This window comes from Shewanella sp. VB17, from assembly GCF_013248905.1.
Taxonomy (GTDB): domain Bacteria; phylum Pseudomonadota; class Gammaproteobacteria; order Enterobacterales; family Shewanellaceae; genus Shewanella.
Window position 1 is genome coordinate 4,091,415 of record NZ_JABRVS010000001.1, and the last position, 14,277, is coordinate 4,105,691.

General features: G+C 40.2%; 14 protein-coding genes and 2 tRNA genes. 10 read left to right on the forward strand and 6 right to left on the reverse strand.

Annotation, left to right across the window (positions count from 1 at the left end; genetic code table 11):
• Positions 1-228: 228 nt before the first annotated feature.
• The 4 genes from mutY (at position 229) to HQQ94_RS17705 (ending at position 2,398) form a co-directional block, all read left to right on the forward strand.
• Entirely contained in the window at positions 229-1,314 is a 1,086-nt protein-coding gene (mutY, locus tag HQQ94_RS17690; protein WP_173295653.1) for an A/G-specific adenine glycosylase, read from the forward strand.
• Between the two features lie 2 nt (positions 1,315-1,316).
• Entirely contained in the window at positions 1,317-1,595 is a 279-nt protein-coding gene (locus tag HQQ94_RS17695; protein WP_173295654.1) for an oxidative damage protection protein, read from the forward strand.
• 572 nt (positions 1,596-2,167) lie between these two features.
• A tRNA-Phe gene (locus HQQ94_RS17700) sits at positions 2,168-2,243 on the forward strand.
• Between the two features lie 79 nt (positions 2,244-2,322).
• Positions 2,323-2,398, forward strand: a tRNA-Thr gene (locus HQQ94_RS17705).
• 448 nt (positions 2,399-2,846) lie between these two features.
• On the opposite strand, the gene HQQ94_RS17710 is transcribed toward HQQ94_RS17705, so the two are convergent.
• Together HQQ94_RS17710 and HQQ94_RS17715 are read right to left on the reverse strand one after the other, a co-directional pair.
• Positions 2,847-3,284 (reverse strand): DUF3069 domain-containing protein, encoded by a 438-nt coding sequence (locus HQQ94_RS17710; RefSeq protein WP_173295655.1) that lies wholly within the window; start codon positions 3,282-3,284, stop codon positions 2,847-2,849.
• Between the two features lie 32 nt (positions 3,285-3,316).
• Positions 3,317-3,841, reverse strand: coding sequence for a phosphatase PAP2 family protein (locus HQQ94_RS17715; protein ID WP_173295656.1), 525 nt, complete (start codon positions 3,839-3,841; stop codon positions 3,317-3,319).
• 281 nt (positions 3,842-4,122) lie between these two features.
• Between HQQ94_RS17715 and queG the strand changes: the two genes are divergently transcribed.
• From queG to HQQ94_RS17735, 4 genes are all read left to right on the forward strand, one after another.
• Positions 4,123-5,331 carry a tRNA epoxyqueuosine(34) reductase QueG gene (gene queG / locus HQQ94_RS17720; protein ID WP_173295657.1) on the forward strand — a complete coding sequence of 403 codons (1,209 nt, stop codon included), beginning with the start codon at positions 4,123-4,125 and terminating at the stop codon, positions 5,329-5,331.
• 152 nt (positions 5,332-5,483) lie between these two features.
• Positions 5,484-6,347, forward strand: coding sequence for a hypothetical protein (locus tag HQQ94_RS17725; protein WP_173295658.1), 864 nt, complete (start codon positions 5,484-5,486; stop codon positions 6,345-6,347).
• A gap of 91 nt (positions 6,348-6,438) precedes the next feature.
• Entirely contained in the window at positions 6,439-7,275 is an 837-nt protein-coding gene (locus HQQ94_RS17730; protein ID WP_173295660.1) for a hypothetical protein, read from the forward strand.
• 334 nt (positions 7,276-7,609) lie between these two features.
• Positions 7,610-8,473, forward strand: coding sequence for a delta-class carbonic anhydrase (locus HQQ94_RS17735; protein ID WP_173295661.1), 864 nt, complete (start codon positions 7,610-7,612; stop codon positions 8,471-8,473).
• Positions 8,474-8,681: 208 nt separating this feature from the next.
• Here the strand turns inward: HQQ94_RS17735 and HQQ94_RS17740 are convergent, their stop codons facing one another.
• Positions 8,682-9,095: a MarR family winged helix-turn-helix transcriptional regulator gene (locus HQQ94_RS17740; protein ID WP_173295663.1), complete on the reverse strand. Its 414-nt coding sequence runs from the start codon at positions 9,093-9,095 to the stop codon at positions 8,682-8,684.
• A 155-nt stretch (positions 9,096-9,250) separates the two neighbouring features.
• Between HQQ94_RS17740 and HQQ94_RS17745 the strand changes: the two genes are divergently transcribed.
• Together HQQ94_RS17745 and HQQ94_RS17750 are read left to right on the forward strand one after the other, a co-directional pair.
• The gene (locus tag HQQ94_RS17745; RefSeq protein WP_173295665.1) at positions 9,251-10,213 is read left to right on the forward strand and encodes a catalase; all 963 of its coding nucleotides are present in this window, start codon (positions 9,251-9,253) and stop codon (positions 10,211-10,213) included.
• Positions 10,210-10,440 (forward strand): hexameric tyrosine-coordinated heme protein, encoded by a 231-nt coding sequence (locus HQQ94_RS17750; protein WP_173295667.1) that lies wholly within the window; start codon positions 10,210-10,212, stop codon positions 10,438-10,440. The genes HQQ94_RS17745 and HQQ94_RS17750 overlap by 4 nt, the downstream gene beginning before the upstream one ends.
• A 105-nt stretch (positions 10,441-10,545) precedes the next feature.
• Here the strand turns inward: HQQ94_RS17750 and recJ are convergent, their stop codons facing one another.
• The 3 genes from recJ to xerD all read right to left on the reverse strand — a co-directional run bounded on the left by recJ (position 10,546) and on the right by xerD (position 14,245).
• Positions 10,546-12,270, reverse strand: coding sequence for a single-stranded-DNA-specific exonuclease RecJ (gene recJ / locus HQQ94_RS17755; RefSeq protein ID WP_173295669.1), 1,725 nt, complete (start codon positions 12,268-12,270; stop codon positions 10,546-10,548).
• 165 nt (positions 12,271-12,435) lie between these two features.
• Positions 12,436-13,164 (reverse strand): bifunctional protein-disulfide isomerase/oxidoreductase DsbC, encoded by a 729-nt coding sequence (dsbC, locus tag HQQ94_RS17760; protein ID WP_173295671.1) that lies wholly within the window; start codon positions 13,162-13,164, stop codon positions 12,436-12,438.
• 154 nt (positions 13,165-13,318) lie between these two features.
• Positions 13,319-14,245, reverse strand: coding sequence for a site-specific tyrosine recombinase XerD (gene xerD / locus HQQ94_RS17765; RefSeq protein ID WP_217274065.1), 927 nt, complete (start codon positions 14,243-14,245; stop codon positions 13,319-13,321).
• Positions 14,246-14,277: the final 32 nt, after the last annotated feature.

Sequence of the window (14,277 nt, forward strand, 5' to 3'; positions counted from 1 at the left end):
CCTCTATCTTGCTTGGCATGGTAAATAGAAAAATAGAGCATTATCCAAAGTTCAACGAACAGTGCAAGCCCTAGATCTCAAATAGCTTGAGAATTAGTCGGTGAAGTATACCAATTTTCTACACTAGTGCGAATATCCTAGTCCTGATAACCAAACATAGCTTGTCTCTATGTCCCATGATGGATAGACTTCGCCCATAAAAATTATCTAGCGTTAACGACTCTTAATATGACATCAACTGAATCCTTAAAAGTAAGCACTGCCTCTTTCTCATCACGGATTATTACTTGGTATGACAAATTTGGTCGAAAGCAACTTCCTTGGCAGCAAGCAAAGACACCTTATAAAGTCTGGGTCTCAGAAATTATGCTACAGCAAACCCAAGTTAGTACTGTCATCCCTTACTATATAAAATTTATGGAAAGGTTTCCCAGTATTGAAGCATTAGCTCATGCACCACAAGATGAAGTGCTTCACTACTGGACAGGACTTGGTTATTACGCTCGAGCAAGGAATTTGCATAAATCAGCCCAAATAATCAACAAGGATTTTCAAGGGCTATTTCCTATCGATTTTGACAATGTACTCGCGCTACCTGGTATTGGCCGCTCTACCGCTGGCGCTGTATTGTCACTCTCATTAGGGCACCCCTACTCAATACTCGATGGCAATGTTAAACGTGTATTAGCACGCCATAGCGCTATTGGAGGTTGGCCAGGACAGAAAGTGGTTGAAAACCAGCTATGGGAATTAACTGATAAGTTAACTCCCATCCAAGACGTACAAAAATATAATCAAGCAATGATGGATATGGGGGCAACAATTTGCACCCGTTCAAAGCCTGCTTGTGAACAATGCCCAGTAGCAATAGACTGTGAAGCTCAATTGATTGGTCGTCAAAATGAATTTCCTGGAAAGAAACCAAAGAAAATCACCCCAGAGAAAAATGCTTGGATGTTGGTTTTAGTGAAAAATAAACAAGTCATCCTTGAAAAACGTCCACCAACTGGTATTTGGGGAGGACTATGGTGCTTCCCAGAATTTTCAAGTCGTCAAGATCTCGATGAATATATGCAAATAAAGGGTATCAAGATTTCACAAGAAGAATCATTACCTGGATTTAGGCACACCTTCAGCCATTTTCATCTCGATATCACCCCCGTACTCATCAATCTTGATAGCTGGGATGATAAGCAAATAATGGAAGATAAGTCATCAGTCTGGTATAACTTATCCAACCCTCCTAAAGTTGGCCTTGCTGCGGCAACAGAGCGCATTTTGGCAAGTTTAGGCTCAGTATTAAATAAGGAATAATGATGGCTCGCACTGTAAATTGTATCTACCTGAAAAAAGAGTCCGAAGGACTTGGATTTCAACTGTATCCAGGCCCTCTTGGAAAACGTATTTTTGATAACATCAGTAAAGAAGCTTGGGGGTTATGGCAAGCTAAGCAAACCATGCTCATTAATGAAAAAAAACTCAGCATGATGAATGTCGAAGATAGAGGTTTTCTTGAAACTCAAATGATCAATTTTCTATTCGAAGGCAAAGACGTAGAGATTGAAGGTTACGTCCCTCAAAAAGACGATGAGTAAGTTCATCTTAAAAAAATAGAATTTAAGCGATTGATATAGTGTCTAGGGTCGAACAGTTATTACATAGAAAACTCGTGATTCAATGAGTGGCTAAACCAATGCTTAGAAGTGATCTTGGGCAGCTAACCTTCTGGTTAGCTGCCCAATAATTGTTTGTCATCACTCTTTAATGGATTGCACACTAAAATGTGCTTTATTTTTTAATTCCTTCGACCACTAAATCCAATTTAACATGAATAGCAGTAAGGCCAAGATCCTTCTTCATATCATAATCTTTTAATGCAAACTCAATCGTTTCGGTAAAATCGGCACGATATCACCCCCCAAGGATCACCGCCTTCTCTGATTCTCATCACTGAAATCACAAGCGGTTTAGTCACTCAATTTTTACAATCAAATAAGACAAAAATTGTTAGTTTTTGAGCACTAACTAACCGAACAGTCAATAAATGACAAAAAGATGTTGCAGGAAAAATCACACCACTATATTATACGCGCACTTTAAACGGCACTGGTTGTTAATAAACTGAGTGTATATCGTTTAGAGTAGATGGCTAACACTTAGCTTAGTTGCCCGAATAGCTCAGTCGGTAGAGCAGAGGATTGAAAATCCTCGTGTCCCTGGTTCGATTCCGGGTTCGGGCACCAATATTAAACAGTAATAGCAAGTTGATAAAACGACTAGAGTCAACAAAATAGATGACTCACTAGCTTTTACTTAACATAAGCCGGCATAGCTCAGTTGGTAGAGCAACTGACTTGTAATCAGTAGGTCCCGAGTTCGACTCTTGGTGCCGGCACCATCTAAATAATAAAAGTAAGTAAGCATTACTCAGCTTAATCAATCTTCTTAAATACGTTTATAAATCATCGTGTGACTGAATCATTCAGTATCTCTACATCCATAGCAAAATGTGATTTTTTAACTGAATTCTAGCGACAAATTGATCACTACACTTACTGATTTGGTTAGGTGCTGTTGCGGTTATAACTCAGTGGTTGACTGCTGCAATGTCTGACCACTTTTTATATTTTTCATCTGTCAGACTTACCTAGCTCAGTTCAAAAATTATAATGGTGATAACAGCATAAGGATTATCCATAGGGTGTAGTTTATATTCTATATATGGTATTTAAGTGCAAGATGCAGATACCTACAGCTGACTGATAAGATAACGCCAACTGTCAATAAACCAAATAACAAGCTAGAACAATAAACCTACAAAAAAATTGAAAGTATTATTCAACCAATTACTTACCGTCGATCACCGCCCGCATACTATTAAGCAAAGCTCGGTTAGTGCGTGATTTTTTTAACTTCTTTGAACTTTCTTTTAATGACTCATCAGAAATACGAGTAAAAATCCCACTGTATTCCTGTTCAGAAACGGCCTCATCACTATCAGCCATATCTGAAATATCCTGAGCAACACGGCTCAATTGCAGCCAAGCATTAGCAATATAAAAACCATGAAAGTCAGCTTGTGGCAACAGAGCTTTAGCACTACTGGGTAGTGCATCCCACCCCTTGGTAAATTTATCATCACCGTCTTCTAGTAATTCATTACACAAGTTTGCGTAGGCTTCGAGTAAATTCTCAGGGAGCTTATCCATTGGCACAACAACACTACACACATTAAACGACACTTGCTCAACGCGAATTTTATACTCTGGAGAGATATCAATCATGATTTGTTCTCTAAAATTAATGACAATGACAACTAAAAAGTACCGCTGACATAAAGGCCGTAATTACCATTTCCCACTATCGGTGAAATTGTAATACCTTTATAGGGTTCAGTAAAATACAGGCCAGATAATATACCGATTGCAGCACCTGCTAATACATCTTCGACATAATGCTTATCACTCTCAACTCGGGTATAACCAACAAAAGCGGCACCGATATAGGCTGGAATAGCCCACTCCCATCCATACCTTTGCTGGACAAACGTTGCTGCAGCAAAGCTATCTGCAGTGTGCCCAGATGGAAAAGAGTCCGAGCCAGAGCCATCTGGGCGCTCTTTATCGGTAACATATTTGAGCCCTTCAACCGCAATACGCGAAACAACCGTTGTTTTAATCAGTTGCCAACTCCCCTCATAACCCTCTTCATAAATTAAGCTAGTGCCTAAAGCCGCTAACGGGATTAGGGCATGAAGAATGTCGCCGGATTGTTCTAAATTAGACTCAGCACTCGCTGAGCCACAAGCGAGCAGTAATGCACCAGTCAATAAAATTCTCACGACAGTCGTCCCTGTAGGTAAATAGATAAAATATGCTGTTATACCTCCCTCTATAATGAAATGCAAACAAATATACAAATAGATCTGATTCTGTCATAAATCATTAAAAATCATCAATTCAACAGCAATTTATGTACTATCTAAATCAGTCACTTCACTAACAGCGAAGTCAAAAAGATCATTAACACCAAAGGATAGTTTACATGAATAAAATACAGTATTTAGAAAACAGATAAATTCCTGCTATCATGCTTAGGTATTCCTTAAATCTTGCCTTATTTATGTCTGACTCCATATCTACTCATTCACATTTCGACTCACTCACAACAAAGCAGTTAGCCGAACTAACGATGAATATTAAGCTGTGGGGCAAAGAACTCGGCTTTGCTCAAGTCGGTATTTGTGATACTGATTTAACCAAAGAAGAGCCCAAACTTCAGCAGTGGTTAGATAATGACTATCATGGTGATATGCGGTATATGGAAAGTCACGGCATGATGCGTGCTCGTCCTCATGAGCTCCACGCCAACACCCTACGAGTGATATCTGCCCGTATGGACTACTTGCCGCCTCAAGCAGGTTTTGCTACTAACTTAAAAGATCCTAATCTCGCCTATATATCCCGCTATGCTGGAGGTCGTGATTACCATAAAATCATTCGCCATCGTCTTAAAAAGCTGGGGCTGATGATTGAAAGTGAACTGAACCGCTTAGGAGTAGGCAAACCAAGCTTTCGTCCCTTTGTTGACTCAGCGCCTATTTTAGAACGGCCATTAGCCGAAAAAGCAGGGCTAGGCTGGACAGGTAAACACAGTTTATTGCTTAATCAAGAGGCAGGGAGTTGGTTTTTTTTAGGCGAGTTGCTGATTGATCTCCCTCTGCCAGTCGATATTCCTGTCAGTCAAGGGTGTAATACCTGTGTTGCCTGCATTAAGTCATGCCCGACTAACGCCATCGTCGAACCCTATATTGTGGATGGTAGGCGCTGTATCTCTTACCTGACGATAGAGCTACAAGGCGCTATCCCAGAGGAATTTCGTTCACTGATGGGTAATCGAATTTATGGTTGTGATGACTGCCAACTTGTTTGCCCGATAAACAGCCAAGCTCCTCTCACACTTGAACATGACTTTCACACTAGAGACCCACTTAAACACCCTGAGTTACTGACCTTATTTAACTGGAGTGAAGCTGAATTTCTTAAGATCACTGAAGGCAGTCCAATCCGCCGTATTGGTCATAAACGCTGGCTGAGAAACATAGCCGTTGCCCTAGGTAATGCCCCTGCATCTACAAGTATCATTGCTGCCTTGGAAAGCAAAAAAAGCTCAGTAAATCTAAACCACGAAGTCGACGATATGGTCATTGAGCATATTGACTGGGCCATTGCACAACAGCAACTCAAACTCTCAAAAACACCCGACTCACCCAATCGAAAAACCCAGCGTGTGATCCGCAGTATCGAAAAAGGCCTGCCTAGAGATGCTTAAGCCAGATGAAGGAGAGTTGACAACAAAGTGACCGCAAAATATGTCAACAAACAAGCATTAGCAGCGTCATACACTATGTTACGTTTTGCCATACAACGCTCGCTCAACTAAACTAAAAACAACCCAACTATACCAATTTAACAAGAAAGCTTATGTCTTATTGTTGTGCTCGCCTAGTTAGACGATTCACCATACTCTATGCTTGCATCATCGTTAGTGTGTCTATCGGTTGGATTAATATTGCTTGCGCGCAAACTGACAAGTACAGCACTATTTTGGTCCACTTTCCGCCTTTCCAGTACGATCCAACATTAGCTGAAAAGAAGCTGGGGCTCACTGTTGAATTGTGGGATCTAGCCAACCCGCAAGATGCTCATCGTCAAAACCGACAATACTACCCCCCAAGTCGTATTTCAAAAATGGCATCACAAGGTGAACTAGAGGTATTTTCTCCTGTACAATTCATCATTAAAAGGTATGACTTACTCAAACATTACCGTTGCACGGGCAACGTACTTCAAATAATTCCAGTGCTATATCAAAACCTCAATCTAGAACCTATAGAAATAAAAAATTTAAAAAGCGAACTGATCGGTAAGAGTATTTTACTGCCTCAAGAAAGCAAGCTGTTTTTTCAAAGTCTCATCCCACAAGGCAACCAAGTTGTTACCATGATCCAACCGAGGAATATGGCCAAAATGTTCATGGCTCAGCGTTATCCTTACATGCTGGATTTTCAAGAACGCGCCGAAGTGAGTTTAAAACAAGATAAAGCATCACTATTTGCTATCAAGCGCTACGTATTAATACAACTCAAAACCTCCGTATGTGTCACCAAGCAGCGCCCTGATTTATTTGCTGATGTCATGCAACAATATTGGAACTTTAGAAAAATGAAAGACACACCTGAAGCCCATCGTTTAGAAGATAAATATGATTTTAAACTTAACTGGGGCCCTGATGAAGATGAGTTGACACCAGATAGACTGCAAAATATATCACCAAACAACCATTAGCAGCACCATACTTGATGTTGCGTTTTGCCATACAACACCCGCTCAACTAAACTAGAAACAATCCAACTATATCAATTTAACAAGAAAACCTATGTCTTATTATTGTGCTCATCTAGTTAGACGATTCATCATACTCTCTGTTTGGATCATCGTTAGTATGCTTATCGGTTGGGCTAACCTTGCTTTCGCTCAAACAGACAAAATCAACACTTTTTTAGTTCACTTTCCTCCTTTTCAATATGAACCAGCATTAGCTAGGCCGGGACGACCAGGCCTCTCTGTTGAGCTTTGGGATTTAGCCAATCCTGAAGATGCTCCGAATCAAAATAGAACATTTTACCCACCTAGCCGCCTTTTCAAAATGGCTGTACAAGGTAAGTTAGAAGTATTTAGCACTGCACAATTCATGATCAATAAATACGGATTACTCAAACATTACCGCTGTACAGGTAATACCGTTGAAAGCATTATCGTCCTTTATCAAAACCTCGATATAGCACCTAGAGAAATGATAGATTTAAACACCGAATTAACAGGTGAAAATATTTTGGTCCCCGAAGAAAGCAAGCTTTTTTTTCAAAGCCTGATTAAAAAAAGCAACGAAGTATTTGCCATCAATCAGCCTATAAATATGGTAAATATGTTTATTTCCCAACGTGCAGCTTACATGTTGGACTTTCAAGCTCGAGCCGAAACAGGGCTTGCTCAACATCAAAAACCACCATTTACGATCAAACGTTATGTACTCTTACGACTTAAAAATTCCATATGCGTCACCAAGCAGCACCCTGATTTATTTGCAGATGTCATGCAACAATATTGGAATTTTAGAAAAATGAAAGACACACCTGAAGCCCATCGTTTAGAAGATAAATATAATTTTAAACTTAACTGGGGCCCAGATGAAGGAGAATTGACACCAGAGTGATGTTCCTTGCTGAGCAAGAAAGTCCATTAGAGCTGAAGCACTATAATCAAATAAAGCATTAAAAATAACAATTAATCATACAAGAAAAAAACGAATGTATTCCATCGTTAATACATAAACTGTAAATCATGGTATATCCTTTATGGAGCCCTTGCTATACAGGAGCAACTGGCGTTACCCTTATTAAGTGGACAGAAAATAATTAAAAATCACCCTATAATGTTTACGTATTATTGAAAACGATATCCAGAGTTTGTCGCTGTTACAAACTCAATGCTCAATTAAATCTAAGACTAAACAAGCTCATTTTCAACCAACATTTAGAAGGTAAACAATGAAAACAACACTATTAGCTGCCCTCATCACGGTATCACTTGCACCTATTCATGCAAGTGCAACAGAGCATAGCTCTGATACTCCCGTTTCTGATGAAGTCATCATCCATGAACGTGATGCACTTGCAGCACACACGAAAGACCAAGGTTTTGGCCCACAGTCACCTCGTGATATTGATTCAAACACAGGAAGTAACAGCACAATTTCAAGTCCTGCACCGGCTTCTTCAGCAATGAACCTCTGTAATATTCATTTTCATAAAAACGCCGAACATAAAGGCGGCGAATTTACTAAATATGCAGGTAATGGAGATGGTCTCGGGTATCAAAGTGGCTACAAATTTTCAGGTCAGCTAACTGCAAAAGAATTAACCCCACTGAACGAACAAATGTGTCCTAGCAAACATGGTGGACTGTCAGCTGGTGACACCATAGAAGTACACTATGTTTACTCAAGTATTCAAGTCGCACCAGGCCCTACACTAGGCGCTTGCCTAAGTGACAAGATTAACAATCCTCAGTTGCGCGTCGAGACTCAGGTTTATGTTGTCGTTAATGATAAGAACGCATTAGATTTTGCCGAATTGACAAAACACGGTGTAAAAAATGGTAAACATCAGGCATTCAATATCCCCAGTAATACAGGTACCCCCATTCAATATGAAGGTTCAACAACGGGTCCTGATTTCGACGAAGTTGCTTCTCCTTTCTTGGCGACATGGAGCGTACGCCCTAAAGTCGCTAAAGTGAATATTGAGACAGTCGGAAAATGGTGCCAAGGGAATGTCTTTAATGAAGATCACGCTCATGGGGTAAGGAATCTGATCAAGAATCCAGATCTACTATCGCAAATGACCAAATAGTATTACTGAGCAATCATCGCTAAACATAAATTGCCCACATGTCACTCAATCGTATTCATGTGGGCACTAAGCGAAACCAGTATGTGTCGGTGATATTATCGACACTGTATTTATTTTCTATTTAGCCAAAAAATTTTTAACAGAGGCTCCTGCTCCCCGCAAAGAAATTAACCAACGATACTCACCGCTAATCCCTGCCAATAAATATTCAAGGCAGTATCTGCCGACATAAAGAAATAACCTCTGTGACTTGTTCCTTTGACAATCCTGTCGCACAAAATGCTTGTTGAGTAATATATTCACTTTTTTCTACCAGTTCTTGACCCATTTCTGTTAGTTGTATATTTTTTTGTCGCTCATTATTCTGCACCACCTGCCTTTTAATTAACTGTTTATATTCCAGTCGTTTCAATAGTGGACTCATGGTTGCTTTAGTTAACCCCAGTTTTTTAGACAGAAAAGTAATCGATAAATTATCTTCTTCTCCGAGTGCTAGCAACACTAGAAATTGAGTATAAGTGAGATCGATAGGGGCCAATAAAGATCGGTAAATACTCGTTAAGCGGCTGGATGCCGAATACAGTGCAAAGCAAAGCTGATTATCTAATTTAACAGTAGACAAGATGTCACTCCATAATCTTCGTTATGAGTAATTCTGATCTTTTATCACCTAAAATACAATGACGACTTGACAATAATCAGCAAACATATAGTATTTGCACTAATAGTTAGCTTACTAACCTTTATGTTCATTAATCACTGAATGGAGAAAATGTTATGATAAAAGCAATCGTTGGTTTGAGTTTTAGTTTATTTGTCACAAGCAGTTTTGCCACAAATATTCATCAAAATGCTGAAAATATGGTTACATCATTCGAAAAAAAATTTGGTGTCACTGAAGGGAAGCGTCGTAATCACACCAAGGGATTTTGCTTTGAAGGTGAATTAATACCTAACCCTAAAGCAATGCAGCGTTATACAACAAATTTATTGTTTTTAAAAGAAGCGGCAGTCATTGGGCGTTTATCACATAAAGGAGGCAATAATCATGCTCCTGATAATAAAGCCGCTGAGTACGGTATGGGATTATCGATTAATACCTCAGACGGGGTAAATAATATGTCGATGAATACTTTAGACTTTTTTCCTGTATCGACACCAGAGGATTTTGCTAATTTAATGTTCGCGAAAACTCAAGGCTCTGCTGCAGTAAAAGCATTTAAAGCTAAAAATACCGATCTTCAGCGCTTCAGCGCACATAACGCCAAAAAAGAAAAAAAATTAATCCCATATGAAGGCAGTACATTTAACAGTATTAATAGCTTCTACTTAGTGGATCAAAATGGTAAAAAAACGGCAGTAAGGTGGTCATTTATCCCAACAAGAAAACAGTTAGTCGTATTAGAGCCTAAAGCGGATTTCTTTTATGAGAATATGCAAAATAATGTCAATACACACGGCGTAAGCTGGGATATGGTGATCACTGTAGCGAACCCTGATGATGAGGTCGATAATGCTGCCATTGAATGGGTGGGTGAACATACAAAGATAACAGCTGCAACACTCAAGGTTATTTCGCTAAGCTCAGAAAAAAATGGCCAATGTGATACGATTAATTATGATCCAATGGTATTATCTCAAGGGCTTATACCATCTCAAGATCCACTTTTACAAGCAAGACGCAATAGCTACGCTATCTCCTTTGGCAAAAGAATATTAGAAAAGAGGGAACAACAATGAGTGATTTATGGTTAAACAGTTTAATAACAGAAACTCCTCAGGCAGGATATGAACTTGCAATAAAGCTGTCGAGAATGGGCGTTAAATACACTCAACCATCTGATAAAGTAAGAGAAAAAATGCGACCGGATTATGCTGAGAATGCAGATAATTTGATCGCTTCATCTCACGTTATTGCCATTAATTTTCAAACAGTATCAGCAGCAAATAATTACTGGAAAAAGTAAAGTTTACCTCTCTTCACAATAAGCGAAATAAAGTGACCTTGATAAGCTATTATCAAGGTCACTGTCAATCAACAGCATTTATATCGTTAAACAATGACGCCCCTCTTACATTGCCTCAATCTGGTCAACCATCAACTGCAACGTTTGCTTCCCTCTAAATTCATTCACATCAAGTTTATAAACCACTCTAACATACTGAATACTCGCATCTGGCCAAATGGTCAAATCGACATTGAACGCGATAGCATCTAGCATGGTTTGACCACAATGCGTCTCTAAAACCAGCTTTAAATGCTTTTCACCTACGATACGCTGCTGAATAACCTTAAAGTAACCATCAAAAAGAGGCTCTGGAAACTCTTGCCCCCAGGGGCCTGCATTTCGAAGCTCCCATGCCATCGATAAATTCATTTCATCAGGGCGTAGTTCACCATCTGTTGTCAGTTGTCCAGTTAACTGCTCAGATTGTAATAATTCTCTTACCCCAGCATCGTAAGCTTGTTCAAACGCGTAGAAATCTTTACTCAGTAATGAGAGCCCTGCCGCCATGGCATGACCACCAAATTTGAGTATCATTCCAGGATGTCTGCTATTAATCAACTCAAGTAAATCTCGCATATGCAAGCCTTTGATTGAGCGAGCAGAACCTTTTATTTCACCATTTCCCGCATCGGCAAAGGCAATAACAGGTCTATGATATCTATCCTTTATTCGTGAAGCCAAAATGCCGATCACACCTTGATGCCAGTCCTCTTTAAACAAAGCGATCCCCCATGGAAGTTGATCTTCATTAAGTGACAATGACTCTAAGCTTTTTAATGCCTCCTGCTGCATATCGGCTTCAAGATCACGACGTTCAGCATTCAGACCATCAAGCTCTGCTGCCATACGTCTTGCTGTCACCATGTCATCACACAATAGAGTTTCGACACCTAACGCCATCTCATCAAGCCGACCAGCAGCATTGAGTCTGGGGCCTACAGCAAAACCAAAATCAGATGCGACGATACGAGCAGGGTTTCGTTTGGCAACTTCCAATAATGCGGTGATCCCCGGACGACATCGACCAGCTCTGACACGTTGTAACCCCGCTTCAACTAAAATTCGATTATTACTGTCTAAAGCAACCACATCAGCCACGGTGCCCAGCGCCACAATATCTAATAACCCACCTAAATTAGGTTCAATTAACCCTTGTTCTTGATACCAGTGACGAGATCTCATTTCGGCTCTTAATGCTGTCATCAAATAGAAAGCGACACCGACACCTGCTATTGATTTACTTGCAAAAGTACAATCAAACTGATTAGGATTGACGATAGCATCGGCCTCTGGTGTGGTTTTACCTGGCAAGTGATGATCTGTTATCACCACTTGCATGCCTAATCTCTTCGCTGCTGCAACCCCTTCTATCGAAGAAATACCGTTATCGACAGTGATCAACAGCTCTGCACCTTTACTGTGTGCAACGGCGACAATTTCAGGGCTTAACCCGTAACCAAAATCGAATCTGTTGGGGATCAAATAATCGACTCTATTCGCTCCCATCATCTTAAGCGCTAACATACATACACAAGTCGATGTAGCACCATCAGCATCAAAATCTCCCATAATAAGGATTGAACGTTGCTCCTTAATAGCATCAGCAATGATTTCGGCCGCTTTAGGCAATCCCTTCATCGTATCAGGCTTAAGTAATCGGCTTAGCGTTAACTCACAATCCTCCACAGAACTGCCACGGCTCGCATAAATCTGCCTTAATAGTGGTGAAAGGGTATTGGGGAGGTAGCTGTCATCAACTTTGTCTCGGCGAACAATCTTATGGATCACGTATTTACAGCCTTATGTCAGATTATATTTGATTCAATCATTGTTTATTACAGAAGATTGGGGGGTAGGAATTAATTAGCGTAAGTTCAGCTTACGATTGAATGAATAAAGCCAGTAGCGATAAACTACTGGCTTTTGGCTATTCAATACGGGTGAAAAAGCATACTAGTTAACCGATTCAAGTGCCTTTAGCAGTTCAGCTGGTGGCTGGTAGCCAGGGATCATACTGCCATCTTCTAAGATAATTGCTGGCGTGCCGTTAACACCAAAACTTTGGCCTAAATTATACTGCTCTGCAATTTTCGCGTCACACTTATTATGTTTAACGGTCTTTCCACCTTTCGCTTCAGTCATGGCTTTAAGAGGATCATCTGCACACCATACCGCTTCCATCTCATCAGCATTCGCTGAGGGGATGCCACGACGTGGGAAAGCTAAATAACGTACGGTTATACCTAAATCATTGTATTCAGACATTTGGTTATGCAACTTACGGCAATATCCACAGCTAATATCCGTAAATATGGTCACCACATGCTTTTCTTTTTTTGCTTTATAAACCAACATATTACTTTCAAGAGGCTTCATCATATCAAGTCGGGGACCTGCCATAGCAGCCTCGGTTAAATTCTTCATGCCCTTGTTTATATCATATATGTTACCGTGGATAATCTTGCTGCCATCTTTTGATATATATAGCACACCACGGTCAGTTAACGCTTGGTATAAGCCTGAGATCGGTGACTCTTGCAACGAGTGAACCTCAACACTTAAGGTATCTGCCAGTTTTTGTTTTAAAACAGTGTTGCTATCTGCCTGTGTGTTGGGTGCAGCCAAAGTAAAAGGCGTTATCACTACGGCAAAAATCAGAGAGCATACTCGGGTAAACGTCATTGGTAATCCTGTTTTTATCTAGGTCAATATATTGTGAGTTCAGTCGTCATAAAACAGTAGACCTCAGTTTCTATTGAAAACTTACAGTTTCAATGCAATTAAAGCAAATATAAACTGTAAGCAAAACCGTCAAATGTTGCCTAAAACACCAATACTACCCCCTTGGGTGATGCTCACTGTGTAATTGGCTCAATCTAGCTTTAGCTACATGAGTGTATATTTGCGTAGTAGAGAGATCGCTATGACCTAACAATAATTGCACCACACGCAAGTCGGCACCGTGATTTAGCAGATGCGTCGCGAAAGCATGCCTTAAAGTATGAGGCGAAAGGTCAGTGTTAATCCCTGCCCTCAGAGCATACAGCTTAATTCGATGCCAGAAGGTTTGTCTGGTCATCATTTTTCCACGGTTAGAGGGGAAAAGCACATCACTCATTTTTTGCTTTAGTAACTCACCTCTGGCAGCGACTAAGTAATGCTCAACCTCAGCGACAGCAAGCTCACCTAAAGGCACCAATCGTTCTTTATCGCCTTTACCAACAACCCTGACTAACCCCTGACGCAAACTTAGTTGTTCCATAGTCAAACTCACCAATTCAGTCACGCGTAAGCCTGTAGCATAAAGAAGCTCTAACATTGCTTTATCACGACATTCTATTGGCGAGTCAAGGTTTGGCTCATTCAGCAGATTATCAACATCTGCTTCACTGAGTGAATCTGGCAATTTACGTGCAAGTTTTGGTGATTTAATTTGCGCGATAGGATCAATATCGATCCGTTTATGCACCAATAGAAAACCATAAAAACGCCTTAAACTACTCACTAAACGTGCGCTACTGGTACGCGCAAAACCTTGAGTAAAACGCGTATCTAAATACTCTCTAATTAGCGTTTGTGTGACATCAACAAGTGAAAATCCTGCACCTAAGGCCCAGCGCTCGAAATGACAAATATCGGTTCTGTAAGCACTCAGTGTATTTTTACTTAATCCTCGGTTAGACCAAAGCTCATCAAGAAAAATATCAATCAGAGGATCAGACAAGTATGCTTCTGTTGGCTTAATCGGGTTAAATTCGGTCAAACAAGGACCCCTTAAAAATGATAAAAAAAAGC

Bases quoted from the DNA above. Each gene is read 5' to 3' on its own strand.
- mutY (WP_173295653.1), top strand. From the start codon at position 229: ATGACATCAACTGAATCCTTAAAAGTAAGCACTGCCTCTTTCTCATCA.
- HQQ94_RS17695 (WP_173295654.1), top strand. From the start codon at position 1,317: ATGGCTCGCACTGTAAATTGTATCTACCTGAAAAAAGAGTCCGAAGGA.
- HQQ94_RS17710 (WP_173295655.1), bottom strand. From the start codon at position 3,284: ATGATTGATATCTCTCCAGAGTATAAAATTCGCGTTGAGCAAGTGTCG.
- queG (WP_173295657.1), top strand. From the start codon at position 4,123: ATGTCTGACTCCATATCTACTCATTCACATTTCGACTCACTCACAACA.
- HQQ94_RS17725 (WP_173295658.1), top strand. From the start codon at position 5,484: ATGTCTTATTGTTGTGCTCGCCTAGTTAGACGATTCACCATACTCTAT.
- HQQ94_RS17730 (WP_173295660.1), top strand. From the start codon at position 6,439: ATGTCTTATTATTGTGCTCATCTAGTTAGACGATTCATCATACTCTCT.
- HQQ94_RS17735 (WP_173295661.1), top strand. From the start codon at position 7,610: ATGAAAACAACACTATTAGCTGCCCTCATCACGGTATCACTTGCACCT.
- HQQ94_RS17745 (WP_173295665.1), top strand. From the start codon at position 9,251: ATGATAAAAGCAATCGTTGGTTTGAGTTTTAGTTTATTTGTCACAAGC.
- HQQ94_RS17750 (WP_173295667.1), top strand. From the start codon at position 10,210: ATGAGTGATTTATGGTTAAACAGTTTAATAACAGAAACTCCTCAGGCA.
- dsbC (WP_173295671.1), bottom strand. From the start codon at position 13,164: ATGACGTTTACCCGAGTATGCTCTCTGATTTTTGCCGTAGTGATAACG.